Here is a 15,306-nt window from a genome sequence, read left to right as displayed (position 1 = left end):
GAACGGCCCATGGCCATAGAAAACGCAGTCAGCGCCGACGACATCAAGGTCGATGGGGCAAAGATGCACATCTCCGATACCGACGTCGCCATCGACATCGTCGGCATGCACAAGTGGTATGGCGAGTTCAACGTGCTCAAGGACATCAACCTCAAGGTGATGCGCGGCGAGCGCATCGTCATCTGCGGTCCGTCCGGCTCGGGCAAGTCGACAATGATCCGCTGCATCAACCGTCTGGAAGAGCACCAGAAGGGCAAGATCATCGTCGACGGCAAGGAGCTGACCAACGATCTCAAGAAGATCGACGAGGTCCGCCGCGAAGTCGGCATGGTGTTCCAGCACTTCAACCTGTTCCCGCATCTGACCATCCTGGAGAACTGCACGCTGGCGCCGATCTGGGTGCGCAAGACGCCGAAGAAGCAGGCCGAGGAGCAGGCGATGCACTTCCTGCGTCGCGTCAAGATCCCGGAGCAGGCCAACAAATATCCGGGCCAGCTGTCGGGCGGCCAGCAGCAGCGTGTGGCGATCGCCCGCTCGCTGTGCATGAACCCGCGCATCATGCTGTTCGACGAGCCGACCTCGGCGCTCGATCCGGAAATGATCAAGGAGGTGCTGGAGACCATGGTCGGCCTCGCCGAAGAGGGCATGACCATGCTGTGCGTGACCCACGAAATGGGCTTCGCCCGCAAGGTCGCCAACCGCGTCATCTTCATGGATCAGGGCCAGATCGTCGAAGAGAACACGCCAGCTGAGTTCTTCGACCATCCGCGCCATGAGCGCACCAAGCTGTTCCTGAGCCAGATCCTGCACTAGGAATCGGATTCCGGAAATCAGAAAGCCCGGTCGTATTTCGGCCGGGCTTTTTTGTTGCAACAAGTGCTGCGGAAGCGGGGACGGCGGCGGGTGAGAAGAATTCTACGTCTGCTGGGCGCTATCGTGCTTGTCGCCGTGGCGGCGTTCGCGTTGGGTACGCTCGTACCACGGCCGCTGTTCGGCGGTGCTCCGGACGGGGCAAGTCCCCGCCATATCCTCGTCTTCACCAACCCGATCCACACCGACATCGCCGTGCCGATCGACGATGCCGTGCTGCAGAAATTCGGCTTCCTGCTCGACGCCGGCATCCAGGCCGACCTGCCGGCGGCGCGTTACCTGGTGTTCGGCTGGGGCAGCAAGGCCTTCTACATCGGCACGCCGACCTGGTCGGAGCTGAAGCCCGGACCGGTGTTTGCGGCGCTGACCCTCGACAATTCGGTCATGCATGTCGATCTCGCCGGCGACGTCGACCTGCCTCAGCCCGCCGTCCAGCGTTTCGAGCTCGGCGAGGCGGGTTTTGCCGCCATGCTCGACTTCATCGAGCGCAGTTTCGTGCGCGACGAAGGGGCCGTTCAGCGCATTTTCGGGGTAGCCTATGGCGAATATGACGGCTTCTTCGATGCCCATGGCAAGTTCAACGCACTCGCCGGCTGCAACACCTGGACGGCGGCGGCACTCCGGGAAGCCGGCTTGACGACAGGCTGGTGGAACCCGCTGCCGGCGACCTTGAATTTTTCGCTCGGCCTCTACAACCGGTCGTCGGATGATCTAGGCGGCGACCAGCCCGGCGGCGTCCAGCCATAAAGCCAGTCCATGTCGGCGGCGAGGCTCGCCGGCGACTTGAACCTGAGGAACAGGTTGCGGGCGAGCGCCACCGGCCCGCTCGCATGCCAGGCGAAATGGTTGAGCGCGCCGCGCCGCGCCACCCTGGCGACACGCGCCTTGCGCACCGCTTCCCACTGTTGCAGCGCATCCGCCTTGTTCTGGGCGGCGAGCACGGCGTCGGCCAGCGTCCAGGCATCCTCGATCGCCATGGCGGCACCCTGGGCGGCAAAGGGCGTCATGGCATGCGCCGCATCGCCGATCAGCACGATGCCGGATGCCGAGGTCCAGGGACGGGAGGCATCGACAGTGTGCAGCGGCCACACCGTCCACGGCCCGGCCTCCTCGACAAGCCGGGAGAGTGCCGGGGCCGTGCCCTGCATGGCGCGGGCCAAGGCGCCGGCATCGGTTTCACCGGACCATTGCTCGGAAATTGCCGTGCCGGGGGTGAAGGCGACAAGATTGACCGCATGGCCGGCGCGGACCGGATAGGCGACGAGGTGGAAGCCCGGATGCAGGAAGGTCGTGACAGTCGTCAGCGATGTCACTCCGGCGAACTGCCGGCCCAGCTCGCTGTCGACCGGGATCGTCGTGCGCCAGGCCAGCTCGCCCGAGAACCGGCTCTTTTCATGCGGGCCGACAAGGCGCCGGCTGGCCGACCAGACGCCGTCGGCGGCAACGAACAGGCCGGCCTCTTGCTGTGACGTGATGCCGTCCTGGGTGATCGAGATGCTGAGGCCGTCCGCCCTGGGCTCGACCGTGTCGACCGTCGATCCGGTGGCGACCGAGATCAGCAGGCTTTCGCTGACGCGGCTGAGCAGCGCCGACTGCAGATCGGCGCGGTGGGCAACGAGGTAAGGCGCTTTCCAGCGGCGTTCGGCCGCAGCACCCAGCGGCACGCGGCCGCGCTCGACAAGGCTTGCCGCGCAGCGCAGCACCACCGCCTCGGGCCGCACGGCAGACCTGCTGACCAGATCGAGCACGCCGAGGCGGTCGAGAATGCGGGTGGCGTTGGGAGAAAGCTGGAGACCGGCGCCGACTTCTTCGAGCACCGGCGAACGTTCATGGACGTGGACACGGACGCCGTGCCGGGCAAAGGCAAGGGCGGCGGTCAGCCCCGCGATGCCGGCGCCTGCAATGACGACCGGCGGCGACCGCATGATCGTGCCTGGGCCTCAGGCGGCGCGATCGATGGCGTAGAGGCTGCCCGCCGGCAGGGTCTCGGTGGCCTTCAGCTTGGCGGAGTAGCGGTACAGCGTCGAGCAGTAGGGGCAGACCTTCTCGGAATCGGCGCCCATGTCGAGGAACACATGCGGATGGTCGAACGGAGCCTTGGCGCCCACGCACATGAACTCCTTGACGCCGATCTCGATCACGGCATGTCCAGCGTCGTTCTGGAAGTGGGGGATGGAGCCACCGGCCATGGTATTTTCCCTTCTGAGGACCCTTATTGCAGAGCGTTTGTATCATAAGCGGCGGCTTTGCAAGATGCTGAAATGAAACTGTCGCAATTGCCTGTCAGAGGATAAGTTGAGCCGGATAAGCGGCGGAACGCGGCAGTGGGGAAGGGTTGTCCAAATGAATCAGCTGAAACCGGTCCATACCGATTTCGTCAACGACAAGTCGCCGACCGGCGCGATCGACGGCAATCCGGACCGCTTCGTCAACCGCGAGTTTTCCTGGCTGCAGTTCAACAGGCGGGTGCTCGAGCAGTCGCAGAACCCCAACCATCCACTGCTCGAACGCGTCCGCTTCCTGTCGATCTCGGCCGGCAATCTCGACGAGTTCTTCATGGTCCGCGTCGCCGGTCTCGCCGGGCAGGTGCGCGAAGGCATCACCATCCGCAGCGCCGACGGCCGCACGCCGGAACAGCAACTCGACCAGCTGCTGCACGAGGTCGAGCGGCTGCAGGAAGACCAGCAGAAAAGCCTCGCCAGCCTGCTCGAGCTGCTCAAGCTCGAAGGCATCGAGACCATCGCCTCGGCGGATCTTACCAAGGAAGAGCGCAAGTGGCTCGAAGATCATTTCATGGAGCAGGTCTTCCCGGTGCTGACGCCTTTGTCGATCGACCCGGCGCACCCGTTCCCCTTCATCCCCAATCTCGGCTTCTCGATCGCCCTGCAACTGCGCCATCGCAAGAGCGGCGAGGAAATGACGGCGCTGCTGCGCCTGCCGGTGGCGCTCAAGCGCTACATCCGCTTGCCCGACCGCAAGCGCTCGGTGCGTTTCATCCCGATCGAGGAAACGGTCAACCTGTTCATCGGCAAGCTGTTCCCCGGCTATGAGGTCAAGGGCTCGGGCACCTTCCAGATCATCCGCGACAGCGATATCGAGGTCGAGGAAGAGTCCGAGGATCTTGTCCGGCTGTTCGAGACGGCACTCAAGCGCCGCCGCCGCGGCTCGGTGATCCGCGTCGAATTCGACAGCCTGATGCCGGCCGAGCTGCGCGAGTTCGTTGCCAGCGAACTGGGTGTCGCCTCGAACCGCGTCAGCGTGCTGAGCGGGCCGCTGGCGATCAACCAGATCTCGGAGATCGTCTCGATCGCCCGCGACGACCTGAAGTTCCCGCCCTTCAATCCGCGTTTCCCCGAGCGCATCCGCGACCATCGCGGCGACTGTTTCGCGGCGATCCGCGAGAAGGATTTTGTCGTCCACCATCCTTATGAATCGTTCGACGTGGTGGTGCAGTTCCTGCGCCAGGCGGCGATCGATCCGGAAGTGGTGGCGATCAAGCAGACGCTTTACCGCACCTCCAACGACAGCCCGATCGTGCGCGCCCTTGTCGACGCCGCCGAGGCCGGCAAGTCGGTGACCGCACTCGTCGAGCTCAAGGCGCGTTTCGACGAGGAGGCCAATATCCGCTGGGCCCGCGATCTCGAGCGTGCCGGCGTGCAGGTGGTGTTCGGTTTCCTCGAACTCAAGACCCACTCCAAGATGTCGCTGGTGGTGCGCCGCGAGGACGGCCGCCTGCGCAACTACGTCCATCTCGGCACCGGCAACTACCACCCGATCACCGCGCGCATCTACACCGACCTGTCCTTCTTCACCACCGATTCGGCGATCGCGCGTGATGTGGCGCATATCTTCAACTTCATCACCGGTTATGCCGAGCCGGCCGACGAGATGTGCATCGCACTGTCGCCCTACACGCTGCGCAGCCGCATCCTCAAGCACATCGCCGACGAGGTCGAACATGCCCGCGCCGGCCGGCCGGCGCAGATCTGGATGAAGATGAATTCGCTCGTCGATCCCGACGTCATCGACGCGCTTTATGACGCCAGCCGCAGCGGCGTCGAGATCGACCTGGTGGTGCGCGGCATCTGCTGCCTCAGGCCGCAGGTTCCCGGCCTGTCGGAGAATATCCGCGTCAAGTCGATCGTCGGCCGTTTCCTCGAGCACAGCCGCATCTATTGTTTCGGCAATGGCCACGGCCTGCCGTCGGACGAGGCGATCGTCTATATCAGCTCGGCCGACCTGATGCCGCGCAACCTCGACCGGCGCGTCGAAACCATGGTGCCGATCGCCAAACATTCGACCGTGCACGAGCAGGTGCTGGGCCAGGTCATGCTGGGAAATATCATGGACAACCAGCAAAGTTTCGAAGTATTGGCGGATGGAACCTCGCGGCGGATAACGCTCGACGAGGGCGAAGAGCCGTTCAATGCGCAGGAATATTTCATGACCAATCCGAGCCTCTCCGGACGGGGTGACGCGCTGAAGTCTCACGCGCCCAAACGCATTGCCCAGTTCAAGCGTCGCAAGAAGGCGGAGGCGGCGGCCGGCTGATGGCGCAGCTTTCGCAGGGCCGGCTCAAGGACCGCCGACCGCTGTCGATCATCGATATCGGCTCGAACTCCATACGTCTCGTCGTCTATGAAGGGTTGGCACGCTCGCCGACCCTTCTGTTCAACGAAAAGATGCTCGCCGGCCTCGGCCGCGGCATCGTCTCCACCGGCAAGCTCGACCCCGAGGGCGTGACCCGCTCGATGGAGGAGTTCCGGCGCTTTCGTGCGCTGTCCGAGCAGGCCGGCGCGGAAAGGATGTATGTGCTGGCCACCGCCGCCGCACGCGAGGCGATCAACGGCCCCGACTTCATCCAGCGTGCCGAGGACGTGCTGGGCACCAAGATCCAGGTGCTGACAGGCCGCGAGGAAGCCTATTATTCGGCGCTCGGCGTCATCTCGGGCTTCCATCCCGCCGACGGCATCGCTGGCGACCTTGGCGGCGGCAGCCTCGAGCTTGTCGACGTCAGGGGCGAAGCCATCGGCGACGGCATCACCTTGCCATTGGGCGGCCTCAGGCTGCAGGACATGGCCAAGGGCTCGCCTGTAACGGCCGCCAAGATCGCGCATGCCGAACTCGCCCGCGCCAAATTGCTCAAGGGCGGGCAGGGCAGGACATTCTATGCCGTCGGCGGCACCTGGCGAAACCTCGCCCGGCTGCACATGAACACCTCGAATTATCCGCTGGAGGTGATGCATCACTACCAGATGGACCCGGTGACCCTGGTGCCGTTCCTGCGCCAGGTGGCGCGCGGCGAGGTCGAGAAGATCAAGGGCATCGAAGGCGTCTCCAAGAACCGCCGGTCGCTTTTGCCTTATGGCGCGCTGGTGCTGCAGGAGATCATCACGGCGATGAAGCCGGAGAAGATCGTGGTCTCGGCGCTCGGCGTGCGCGAGGGTTTTCTGTTCTCGTTGCTCGAAGAGCAGGAACAGCGCGCCGATCCGCTGATCTCGGCGGCCGAGGAGCTGGCCGTGCTGCGGGCGCGTTCGGTGCGCCATGCCCATGAACTGACCGAGTGGACCAAACAGTCCTTCGCCGCCTTCGGCATCGAGGAAACCGAAGAGGAGGCGCGTTACCGTCACGCCGCCTGCCTTCTCGCCGACATCGGCTGGCGGGCGCACCCGGAATATCGCGGCCGCCAGTCGCTCAACATCATCGCGCATGCCTCGTTCATCGGCGTCGATCATCCCGGCCGTGCCTTCCTGGCGCTGGCCAATCTGTTCCGCCATGACGGTGTCTTCAACGACAGTTTTGCGCCTGAGCTCAAGGAACTGGCGACGCCGCGTTATCTCGAGCGCGCCCGCATCCTCGGCGCGATGATGCGTGTGGTTTATCTGCTCTCGGCCTCGATGCCGGGGGTGATGCCGAAGCTGCGCTGGGAAGACAGGGGCAATGGCGTGTTGGCGCTGGTGATCCCGTCGGAGTTCGGCCAGCTCTATGGCGAGCGGCCGGCGGGACGTTTGGCCCAGCTTGCCAAGGTCACCGGCCGCAAGCTGGTGCTGGCGGTCGAGGACGGCCCCAGCATCTCAGTCAAATAGCATCGCCGTCAAACAGGCTGGCGGGCGAGCAGCCGGTCGAGCGACAGCGCGCCGGCACCCGCCACTGACAGCGCCAGCAAGCCGCCCGCGGTAGCGATGTCCTTCATCAGCGCCTGCTGGTGCATGAAGGCCATGGCGGCGTCGTCGCCGCCCTGGCCGTAATGGCCGATGAAGCCGGCAGCGAGCGCGAAGGCGGCGAGCAGGACGGGCACCACGCGGGACTGGAAACCTGTAAGCACCAGCAGGCCGCCGACCAGCTCGAACAGCCCGACGCCCAATGCGACGAGCGTCGGCAAGGGAAAGCCGAGCCCGGCGAAATAGCCTGCGGTGCCCGAGATGTTGGACAGCGTGCCGATGCCCGCCGGCACGAACAGCGCGGCGATCAGAATTCTGGCGACAAGAAGAAGCAGGCTGTTCAGCATGGAGGTGTCCTCGCAGCCGCAGGATGCACCGGCTCACTTTCGATGTCATCACCGTCTCGAACCGGCGTCAGGGCCAGGGCACAAAAAAGCCCGGGACGAGCCCGGGCCATTTCTTGGGAGGAATTTCTGCAGCTTAGCGGCGGCGGCCGTCGATCGACAGGGCGCCGGCGCCGAAGGCGGCGAGCACGAACAGGCCGCCTGCAATGGCGAGGTTCTTCTGCAGGAACATCACCTGGACCTGGTCGGCGAAGTCGAGATGGGCAACCGCGGTGGCAGCCAACGTGAACAGGCCGAGCACGATCGCGGCGATGCGGGTCTGGAAGCCGACCAGGATGGCGATGCCGCCAACCACTTCGACCAGGCCGACGACGACGGTGGTGACGGTCGGCAGCGGCAGGCCGATGCTGGCGAACCAGCCAGCGGTGCCTGAAATGGCGGTCAGCTTGGCAAAGCCGGCGAGGATGAAGATGATCGACAAAAGCACGCGGCCGGCAAGGGTGAGGGCCGAGGCGTTGGTGCTGAGGCCGGACTTTGCGGTGGCAATGGAAGCGTTGGACATGGGCTTGGGGCTCCGTTGAAATTCGATGGCCAACACCTAGTCGATCTCGACTGTTCACTAAAGGTGCGGATGTGTCGACAGATCGTTCACAGTTAGAATGAATTGCTCGAAGCCGTCGGCCGAACGATCTGCGCTGCACATAAAGAAACGGCGCGGCAGGTGACTGCCGCGCCGTTTCAAGGGGATCGACCCCGGGCCGAAATCAGCCCGGACGGGTCATGTCCTCGGGGCGGACGATGCGGTCATAGTCCTCGGCGCTGACCAGCCCGGTCGCCAGCGCTTCGTCGCGCAGCGTGGTGCCGTTCTTGTGCGCGGTCTTGGCGATCTTGGCGGCGTTGTCGTAGCCGATGGTCGGCGCCAGTGCGGTGACCAGCATCAGCGAGCGGTCGAGCGCTGCCTTGATGTTGTCCTCGCGCGCCTCGATGCCGACGACGCAATTGTCGGTAAACGAGATTGCCGCGTCAGCCATCAACTGCACCGACTGCAGGAAGTTGTAGGCCATGACGGGATTGTAGACGTTGAGCTCGAAATGGCCCTGGCTGCCGGCGAAGGTCAGCGCGGCATTGTTGCCGAACACCTGGACGCAGACCTGGGTCAGCGCCTCGCACTGGGTCGGGTTGACCTTGCCCGGCATGATCGACGAGCCCGGCTCGTTTTCCGGCAGCGCCAGCTCGCCGAGGCCCGAGCGCGGGCCCGAGCCGAGGAAACGGATGTCGTTGGCGATCTTGAACAGGGCAGCGGCCGCCGCATTGATGGCGCCGTGCGAGAAGACCATCGAATCGTGGGCGGCAAGCGCCTCGAACTTGTTCGGCGCGGTGACAAAGGCGATGCCGGTGATGGCGGCAATGCTTTCGGCAACCTTTTCGGCGAAGCCGACCGGCGCGTTGAGGCCGGTGCCGACGGCGGTGCCGCCCTGGGCCAGTTCCTGCAGGCCGGGCAGGGTCAGCTCGATGCGCTTGATCGACGAGGCGACCTGGGCGGCATAACCGCCGAATTCCTGGCCGAGCGTCAGCGGCGTGGCGTCCTGGGTGTGGGTGCGGCCGATCTTGATGATGTGGTCGAATTCGCGCGCCTTCTTGTCGAGGGCGGCATGCAGGTGCTTCAGCGCCGGCAGCAGGTCGTGGACGATGCGCTCGGCGCAGGCGATGTGCATGGCCGTCGGATAGGTGTCGTTCGACGACTGGCTCATATTGACGTGGTCGTTGGGATGAACGGGCTTCTTCGAGCCCATCTCGCCGCCCAGCATCTCGATGGCGCGGTTGGAGATCACCTCATTGGCGTTCATGTTCGACTGCGTGCCTGAGCCGGTCTGCCAGACGACAAGCGGGAAGTGGTCGTTGAGCTTGCCGTCGATGACTTCCTGGGCGGCGGCAACCACGGTGTTGCCGATCTTGGGGTCGAGGCGGCCGAGCGCCATGTTGGCTTCGGCGGCGGCGCGCTTGACGATGCCGAGCGCCCGCACCACCGACAGCGGCTGCTTTTCCCAGCCGATCTTGAAATTGCCCAGCGAGCGCTGCGCCTGCGCACCCCAATAGCGGTCGGAGGCGACCTCGATCGGTCCGAAGGTGTCTGTCTCGGTTCTGGTCTTCTGGGCTGTCACGATCAGGTCTCCGAAAAATCTCGTTGCGGGCATCGGCCTATCGCGTTGCACACACAGCTTCAAGCGGAGATTGGGGCGTGCCGAAATCCTAATCGGTTCAAAGCAGTGAGCGCGAGGTCGGCATCAGGCGAAGCCGCTCGATCGGTTGTCCGAGCTGGCCGTAAAGACGGGGCAGGACCCCTTCGACCCATGACGGCTCGGCTGAAAGTGCGGTCTGATGACGGCCATGCGCCTCGGCGTTTTCGAACGCGGAAAAGGCGATGAAGACGTTGACGTCGCTGCGCACCGGCAGGCGCGGAAAGCTGTTTTCGGCATGTTCGGTGATGAATGTCGCAAGCAGCGGCGCGCCGAGGCGGGCAAGCAGCGGAACGACGTCGCTTTCGAACAGCGCGAGGAATTCGGCTTCGGCTGCGGGGCGGAGGTGGAACATCGTTGCAACGATCATCGCGCCCGGCTGCACCTGGCCAGCCATGCCGCGCGCCTTGCCCGAAAGATCGAAACCGCCGCCGACTGGGCGCAGCAAAAGCACGTCGTCGGAATCGATCATGGTCTTGTTGGCCGCATCCTTGTGGGCAGCCCAGACCGGTCCGCCGTAAAAGGCTTCGAGCGCCGCCTTTCGGGCAGCCATGTCGTCGAAGCCACGCAACCAGACGAAATGATCTGATCGGTCGAGGTCGCGGAACTGGCCGATGATTTTCATACCGCACGCTTCCTGGCTCTCGACAAGATGGCTGTCGAAAATGTCGATCAGCACGTCGCGTTGGCCCTGATGCAATGTGTATTGCCTGAGTTCGACAACAGGCGAGCAGAGTTCGGCGGCCGCCCGGGGCGGCACGGTCAGGTGTTCGGACATCATTCCCTCTCAATAACAAACCGGTTGACCTGTTTTAATAAAAGACCGGTTGCCCGGTTTTGTCAAACTGGTATTTTGCGGCATCCTCAATCCTGGAGCAGCGCATGGCAAAACCGACAGATCGAAGGACCCGCACCAACGACCCAGAAGGCATGCGCCAGAAGCTTCTGGACGTTGCCGAGGAGAAGTTTCAGGCACAGGGCTATCACGCCACGAGCCTCGGCGACCTGATGCAGGCGGCCAGTGTGACCGGCGGGGCGCTGCATCATCATTTTCCAACCAAGAAGGCGCTTGGCCTGGCTGTGATCAACGAAAGGGTGGCGGCGGCGGTGGCGGAAACCTGGATCCGGCCGGTCGAGGGCGCGCTTTCGGCGCGTCAGGGCGTGCGACAGGTTTTTGCCGGCGTCGCCGATCAACTGGAGCGCCAGGGTTTCGTGCGCGGCTGCCCGCTCAACAACCTTGCGCATGAATTGTCGCTCGCCGATCCGGAGTTTCGCGCCGCACTGGCGCGGATTTTTGCCGATTGGCAGGCGGCCATTGCCGACAAGATCAGGGCTGACCAGCACAGCGGGGTCGAAGATCGGCAGACGGATCCGGATCGCTTCGCTGCCCTGGCAGTCGCGACATATTCCGGCGCCATGTCGATGGCCAAGACCGCACAACATGCAGCTGTGCTGCGGTCCTGTGCGGCCGGTTTCGAACCGATGGGGCGAGACGGCTGACCAGGCGGCACCTCATGTCAGCCGGCGCCGTAGCCGCAGCAAAAAGGCGGCGCATGGCGCCGCCTCCATTGGAATAGCCGTGGCTGGGACAACAGTTGCCGGATGCCCGTGGCTAGGTCCGTGCCTTGGCCCGTGGCTGGGCCCATGGCTGGGCCCATGGCTGGGATTGCGCGATTGGCGTTCGCTGACGGTCAGAGCGCCTTTTTGATCTTTTCCTTGGTGTCGCCATAGACCTTCTGCACCTTGCCGGCGATCTTTTCGGCCGTGCCCTTGGCCTGGGTCGTCTTGTTGCCGGTGGCCTTGCCGGCGGCTTCCTTGACCGAACCGGCGACCTGCTTGGCAACGCCCTTGACCTGATCCTTGTTCACCATGTCGCATCTCCTGTGGTGGGTGGCGCAGCACAACGTTCGGCATGCGTTACGGTTCCGGCGCCCGGTTGCAGGGTTCTGGTCGTGACGGGAGGTGCTGATGGGCCAGCCGCAATCGCCGCCCGCCGTTCAGCGCCTGCTTCTGTCGGTGCCGCAACATCGTCGACTGCGTGCTCGGCAAACTCAGGAACTTCCGTGCCGTGGCCACCGCTTCGAAGAGCACAGCCACCATGCTCTCGCCAAACTGGCTCAACCAAATCGGGATGCGCGTCACCAGTCGGCGAGCTAGAAAGGCCCGGCGAACGCTCGGAGAGGCGTTCAGGCAGGAGCATGACGATGATCAAGATGAGTGTCTACTATAGCGCCGATGGCGGTTCGACCTTCGATCACGACTACTACCGCACCCGTCATATGCCACTGCTCCAGGAACGGCTCGGCGATGCCTGCCTGCGCTACGAGATCGACAAGGGCCTTGCGGGTCGCGAAGCCGGAAGCGCGCCGGAGTTCGTCGCAGCATGCCACGTCTACTCGCCTGACCTGGCGACCTTCCAGGAAGCATTGGCTCCCCACCGCGCCGAGATCGCCGCTGATGTCGCCAACTATACCGACATCGCCCCCATCGTGCAGATCAGCGAAGTCGTTGAAGGCTAGGGCAAATCTGGATGCGCTTTGTGAAACGGTGAGCTAGGCTCAGCCGGATCTTGTCGGGCATCGGAGGTGGGGATGCGGTTGGCAATGCGCGCGGCCTGGGCCGTGGTGGCGGGAGTGTCGGCAGCCGGCTGCGTCGCCAGCGACGTCGGTCCGATCAACACGCTGACCGCGCATGTCGGCCAGGCCTCGCCCGAATTCATTCCCGACATGGGCGATGACGGCTCGACGGTGGTGGGCCTGAGTTTTTCCGGCGGCGGCACGCGGGCTGCGGCCTTCGCCTATGGCGTGTTGCGCGAACTCGACGACACCATCATCGACGAGCATCCGGCGACGCGCAGCCTCGTCGACGACATCCGCATGATTTCAGGCGCGTCGGGCGGGGCGGTGGCGGCGTCCTATTTCGGCTACAGGGGACGGGACGACTATCGCGATTTCCGCGAGCGCTTCCTGATCAAGGACGCCGAAGCCTATCTCAGGACCTCGACGCTCTCGCCGCTCAACCTGGCGCGGGCGCTCAATGGCGGCGTCAACGACCGCAACGGCCTGGCCAGATGGCTCGAGGACAATCTTTTCAATGGCGCGACTTTTGCCAATTTCAGGCGACCGGATGCGCCGATCGTCTGGATAAACGCCTCCGACATCTACAACCGCACGCCGTTCCTGTTCACCTATGACACCTTCGCTGCCCTGTGCAGCGATCTCGACAAGGTCAGGCTGTCCGATGCGGTTGCAGCATCTGCTGCGGTTCCCGTGGTCTTTGCACCCGTCGTCCTGTCGGCAATCATGCCGAAATGCGGGTACAGCCAGCCTGCGTGGCTGAGCCGCGCGCTTGCCGATCCCGATGCCTCGGTGCGGCTCAAGGCCTATGCCGGCGCCTTGAAGGCTTACCAGCATGCCGACCGGCTCGACTATGTGAAGCTGCTCGATGGCGGGCTGACCGACAATCTCGGCATCACCGGCTTCACCATCGAGCGTTCGTCGGCCGGCACACCCTATGGTCCGCTGTCGCCGGCGGCGGCCGTCAAGCTGCGGACCTTGTTGTTCATCGTCGCCGATGCCGGTCGTGAGGACGATGTCGACTGGGGCGAGACCATCCACGGTCCGGGCCTCGGCGACCTGCTCGAGGCGGTGACCAACACGACCTTCTCGGCTGCCGTTCGCGACCAGCTCGACGCGCTCACCTTTGCCGTGAGCGAGTGGCGCGGCGAACTGATCCGCTATCGCTGCAGCCTGCCGGCTGAAACGGTCAGGCGGTATCGCGGAACACTTGCCGGCTGGAACTGCCGCGACATCAGGCTGGTGGTCGAGCACCTGTCATTCCAGGACCTCGATGCTGCCGCCCAGGCAAAGCTGAACCGCGTGCCGACGCGGCTGAAACTGCCCGTCGAACAGGTCGACCTGACGATTGCGGCAGGGCGTGAAGCGCTTCGGGCCAATGACAGCTTCCAGGAAGCCGTCGCCGACATCCGTCGGCACGCCGGCGTGCTCGACCAGCAGCAGGTCGCCTCGGGCGGCGCGAACTGAGCTCTGCCCCCGAGGTCCGCCGCAGGCACAAAAAAGAACGCCTCCCGCACCTGTGACAGTGCTGGAGGCGTCCTGTTCGTCGTTCGATGTTCCGTCCGAATTGCTTCTTCAGGTACCGACGACATCACCTCAATGCGCGGGCGGCAGAAAGGTTCCACCGGTTTCGAAAAAAATCCGAAGTTTTTTCGACGCCGTTTCAGGCCATGGCGGCTTTGGCCCGGAACAGGCCCCAGGCGAAGCCGGTCCGTGCCCTTGCGTGCAGCAGCAGCGCTGAGACCACCAGCACCATCAGCAGCTCGGCGATGGGTGAGGCCAGCCAGATGCCGCGTTCGCCGAGCAGATGAGGCAGGCCGATGGTCAGCGGGATGGCCAGCAGATAGGTGCGCGCGACGCTGAGCAGCAAAGCGCGGCGGGCATCGCCGATGGCCTGGAAATAACCCGACAACATCATCACGGGCCCGGCCAGCATGTAGAGCGAAACGGTCATCGGCAGGATGCGGGCGACCTCGCTCTGTGTCGCCGGATCGTCGACGAAGAGCGCGCCAAGGCTGCCATGGCTGAGCAGCATCGCCGCCTCGAACAGCGCGCAATAGCCGAGCGCCAGCAAGAGCCCCAGCTTCAGCCCGGCATCCGACCGTTGCCATTGCCCGGCGCCGAAATTGTTGCCGACGATCGTCTGCATCGCCATGTTCAGCCCGAGCATCGGCAGGAAGGCAAAGGTCATGATGCGGGTGATGATGCCGTAGGCGGCGACGGTTGCCGCATAGGCCTCGCCTTCCCAGAGCTGGGTCGAATAGATGACCGTGGCGGCGAGCAGCGAGATGCCGATGAAGCTCACGCTCTGCGGCGCCCCAAGCGACAGCAATGGCCGCCAGGCGGCGGTCCAGCGCATCGACGGGACAGCTGCGTATTGCAGCACCGTGCCGGCGCGCAGCCGGTAGACGACGACGAACCCAACGGCCATCGCCTGGGCCAGCACGGTGCCAAGGGCCGAGCCTGAAACCCCATAGTCGAAGCCGACGATGAGCACGTAGTTCAGGCCGGCATTGCCGACCGAGGTCAAAAGGTTGGCCGCGGCGACGACGCCGAGGCGGCCTTCGCAGCGCAGCCCGTCGCCGTTGAGCGACAGCGCAAACATCACAGGCGCACCCCAGATCAGGATGGACATGTAGCCGTAGCCCATCTCGGCGAGCGGTCGCGACCCGTTGGCAAGCCGCAAGGCCAGCTCCTTGCCGCCGAGCAGGAAGGCAGCGATCGCCAGTGCGCAGACGAGCAGGGCAAGGCCGTGCGCATCGAGGAAGGTCGCACGCGCCTTGTCGCGCTCGCCGGCGCCGAGCAGGCGGGCGAGCTGGCTCGCCATGCCGCTCGCCACCAGCGTCGAAAGCGCCACAAGCAGCATGAAGGCCGGGAACATCAGGGTCACGGCGGCGAGCGCGTCCGGCCCGACATATTCGCCGAGGAAATAGGCATCGACGATGGCGAGCAGGCCGTTGGTGGCCATGATCAGGATGATCGGTGCCGCCGTCCTGAGGAACAGGCCGGGCAAGGGGGCATGCAGAAAGGCATTCGCGCCTCGAGCGTCGGGGGAAGTCATCTCGTCGTCTCCGATAGCGCATCAAACGGAGATCAAATGGGGCCCGCATTGCCATTG

At 64.5% G+C, this 15,306-nt stretch carries 15 protein-coding genes; 7 read left to right on the top strand and 8 right to left on the bottom strand.

The window, feature by feature from the left end; all coding sequences use genetic code 11:
- Positions 1–9 precede the first annotated feature (9 nt).
- Together HNQ95_RS06085 and HNQ95_RS06080 are read left to right on the top strand one after the other, a co-directional pair.
- A complete protein-coding gene (locus HNQ95_RS06085; RefSeq protein ID WP_067963432.1) occupies positions 10–813 on the top strand; it encodes an amino acid ABC transporter ATP-binding protein in 804 nt (267 codons plus the stop codon).
- A 90-nt stretch (positions 814–903) separates the two neighbouring features.
- Positions 904–1,617, top strand: coding sequence for a TIGR02117 family protein (locus HNQ95_RS06080; RefSeq protein ID WP_182573661.1), 714 nt, complete (start codon positions 904–906; stop codon positions 1,615–1,617).
- On the opposite strand, the gene HNQ95_RS06075 is transcribed toward HNQ95_RS06080, so the two are convergent.
- Both HNQ95_RS06075 and HNQ95_RS06070 read right to left on the bottom strand, forming a co-directional pair.
- Positions 1,560–2,795, bottom strand: coding sequence for an FAD-dependent monooxygenase (locus HNQ95_RS06075; protein WP_182573662.1), 1,236 nt, complete (start codon positions 2,793–2,795; stop codon positions 1,560–1,562). The two genes, HNQ95_RS06080 and HNQ95_RS06075, sit on opposite strands and share 58 nt — an antisense overlap.
- Before the next feature lie 15 nt (positions 2,796–2,810).
- Positions 2,811–3,059, bottom strand: a complete 249-nt coding sequence (locus HNQ95_RS06070) for a zinc-finger domain-containing protein (protein ID WP_154385476.1) — start codon at positions 3,057–3,059, stop codon at positions 2,811–2,813.
- Positions 3,060–3,213: 154 nt separating this feature from the next.
- Here HNQ95_RS06070 and HNQ95_RS06065 point away from each other — a divergent pair, with 154 nt between their 5' ends.
- Positions 3,214–5,421 carry an RNA degradosome polyphosphate kinase gene (locus HNQ95_RS06065; RefSeq protein WP_067963419.1) on the top strand — a complete coding sequence of 736 codons (2,208 nt, stop codon included), beginning with the start codon at positions 3,214–3,216 and terminating at the stop codon, positions 5,419–5,421.
- Entirely contained in the window at positions 5,421–6,956 is a 1,536-nt protein-coding gene (gene ppx / locus HNQ95_RS06060; protein WP_067963417.1) for an exopolyphosphatase, read from the top strand. Before HNQ95_RS06065 ends, ppx begins: the two co-directional genes overlap by 1 nt.
- Before the next feature lie 8 nt (positions 6,957–6,964).
- Here the strand turns inward: ppx and HNQ95_RS06055 are convergent, their stop codons facing one another.
- The 4 genes from HNQ95_RS06055 to HNQ95_RS06040 all read right to left on the bottom strand — a co-directional run bounded on the left by HNQ95_RS06055 (position 6,965) and on the right by HNQ95_RS06040 (position 10,393).
- Positions 6,965–7,378 (bottom strand): DoxX family protein, encoded by a 414-nt coding sequence (locus tag HNQ95_RS06055; protein WP_182573663.1) that lies wholly within the window; start codon positions 7,376–7,378, stop codon positions 6,965–6,967.
- A gap of 133 nt (positions 7,379–7,511) precedes the next feature.
- Positions 7,512–7,937 carry a DoxX family protein gene (locus HNQ95_RS06050; RefSeq protein ID WP_067963414.1) on the bottom strand — a complete coding sequence of 142 codons (426 nt, stop codon included), beginning with the start codon at positions 7,935–7,937 and terminating at the stop codon, positions 7,512–7,514.
- Between the two features lie 202 nt (positions 7,938–8,139).
- Positions 8,140–9,537 carry a class II fumarate hydratase gene (gene fumC, locus HNQ95_RS06045; RefSeq protein ID WP_067966785.1) on the bottom strand — a complete coding sequence of 466 codons (1,398 nt, stop codon included), beginning with the start codon at positions 9,535–9,537 and terminating at the stop codon, positions 8,140–8,142.
- A 97-nt stretch (positions 9,538–9,634) separates the two neighbouring features.
- Positions 9,635–10,393 (bottom strand): NIPSNAP family protein, encoded by a 759-nt coding sequence (locus HNQ95_RS06040; RefSeq protein ID WP_312870913.1) that lies wholly within the window; start codon positions 10,391–10,393, stop codon positions 9,635–9,637.
- Between the two features lie 101 nt (positions 10,394–10,494).
- Here HNQ95_RS06040 and HNQ95_RS06035 point away from each other — a divergent pair, with 101 nt between their 5' ends.
- Entirely contained in the window at positions 10,495–11,112 is a 618-nt protein-coding gene (locus HNQ95_RS06035) for a TetR/AcrR family transcriptional regulator (protein ID WP_246340595.1), read from the top strand.
- A 191-nt stretch (positions 11,113–11,303) separates the two neighbouring features.
- On the opposite strand, the gene HNQ95_RS06030 is transcribed toward HNQ95_RS06035, so the two are convergent.
- The gene (locus HNQ95_RS06030) at positions 11,304–11,483 is read right to left on the bottom strand and encodes a CsbD family protein (RefSeq protein ID WP_182573664.1); all 180 of its coding nucleotides are present in this window, start codon (positions 11,481–11,483) and stop codon (positions 11,304–11,306) included.
- 333 nt (positions 11,484–11,816) lie between these two features.
- Here HNQ95_RS06030 and HNQ95_RS06025 point away from each other — a divergent pair, with 333 nt between their 5' ends.
- Both HNQ95_RS06025 and HNQ95_RS06020 read left to right on the top strand, forming a co-directional pair.
- Positions 11,817–12,131 carry an EthD family reductase gene (locus HNQ95_RS06025; protein ID WP_067966780.1) on the top strand — a complete coding sequence of 105 codons (315 nt, stop codon included), beginning with the start codon at positions 11,817–11,819 and terminating at the stop codon, positions 12,129–12,131.
- Positions 12,132–12,203: 72 nt separating this feature from the next.
- Positions 12,204–13,655, top strand: a complete 1,452-nt coding sequence (locus HNQ95_RS06020) for a patatin-like phospholipase family protein (protein ID WP_376769247.1) — start codon at positions 12,204–12,206, stop codon at positions 13,653–13,655.
- A gap of 196 nt (positions 13,656–13,851) precedes the next feature.
- Here the strand turns inward: HNQ95_RS06020 and HNQ95_RS06015 are convergent, their stop codons facing one another.
- Positions 13,852–15,249, bottom strand: a complete 1,398-nt coding sequence (locus HNQ95_RS06015) for an MATE family efflux transporter (protein ID WP_182573665.1) — start codon at positions 15,247–15,249, stop codon at positions 13,852–13,854.
- Positions 15,250–15,306: the final 57 nt, after the last annotated feature.

Origin of the sequence: Aminobacter ciceronei (assembly GCF_014138625.1) — a bacterium.
GTDB classification, from domain to species: domain Bacteria; phylum Pseudomonadota; class Alphaproteobacteria; order Rhizobiales; family Rhizobiaceae; genus Aminobacter; species Aminobacter ciceronei.
The sequence above is the reverse complement of the archived record's forward strand: the minus strand, read 5'-3'. Positions and strand labels throughout refer to the sequence as shown.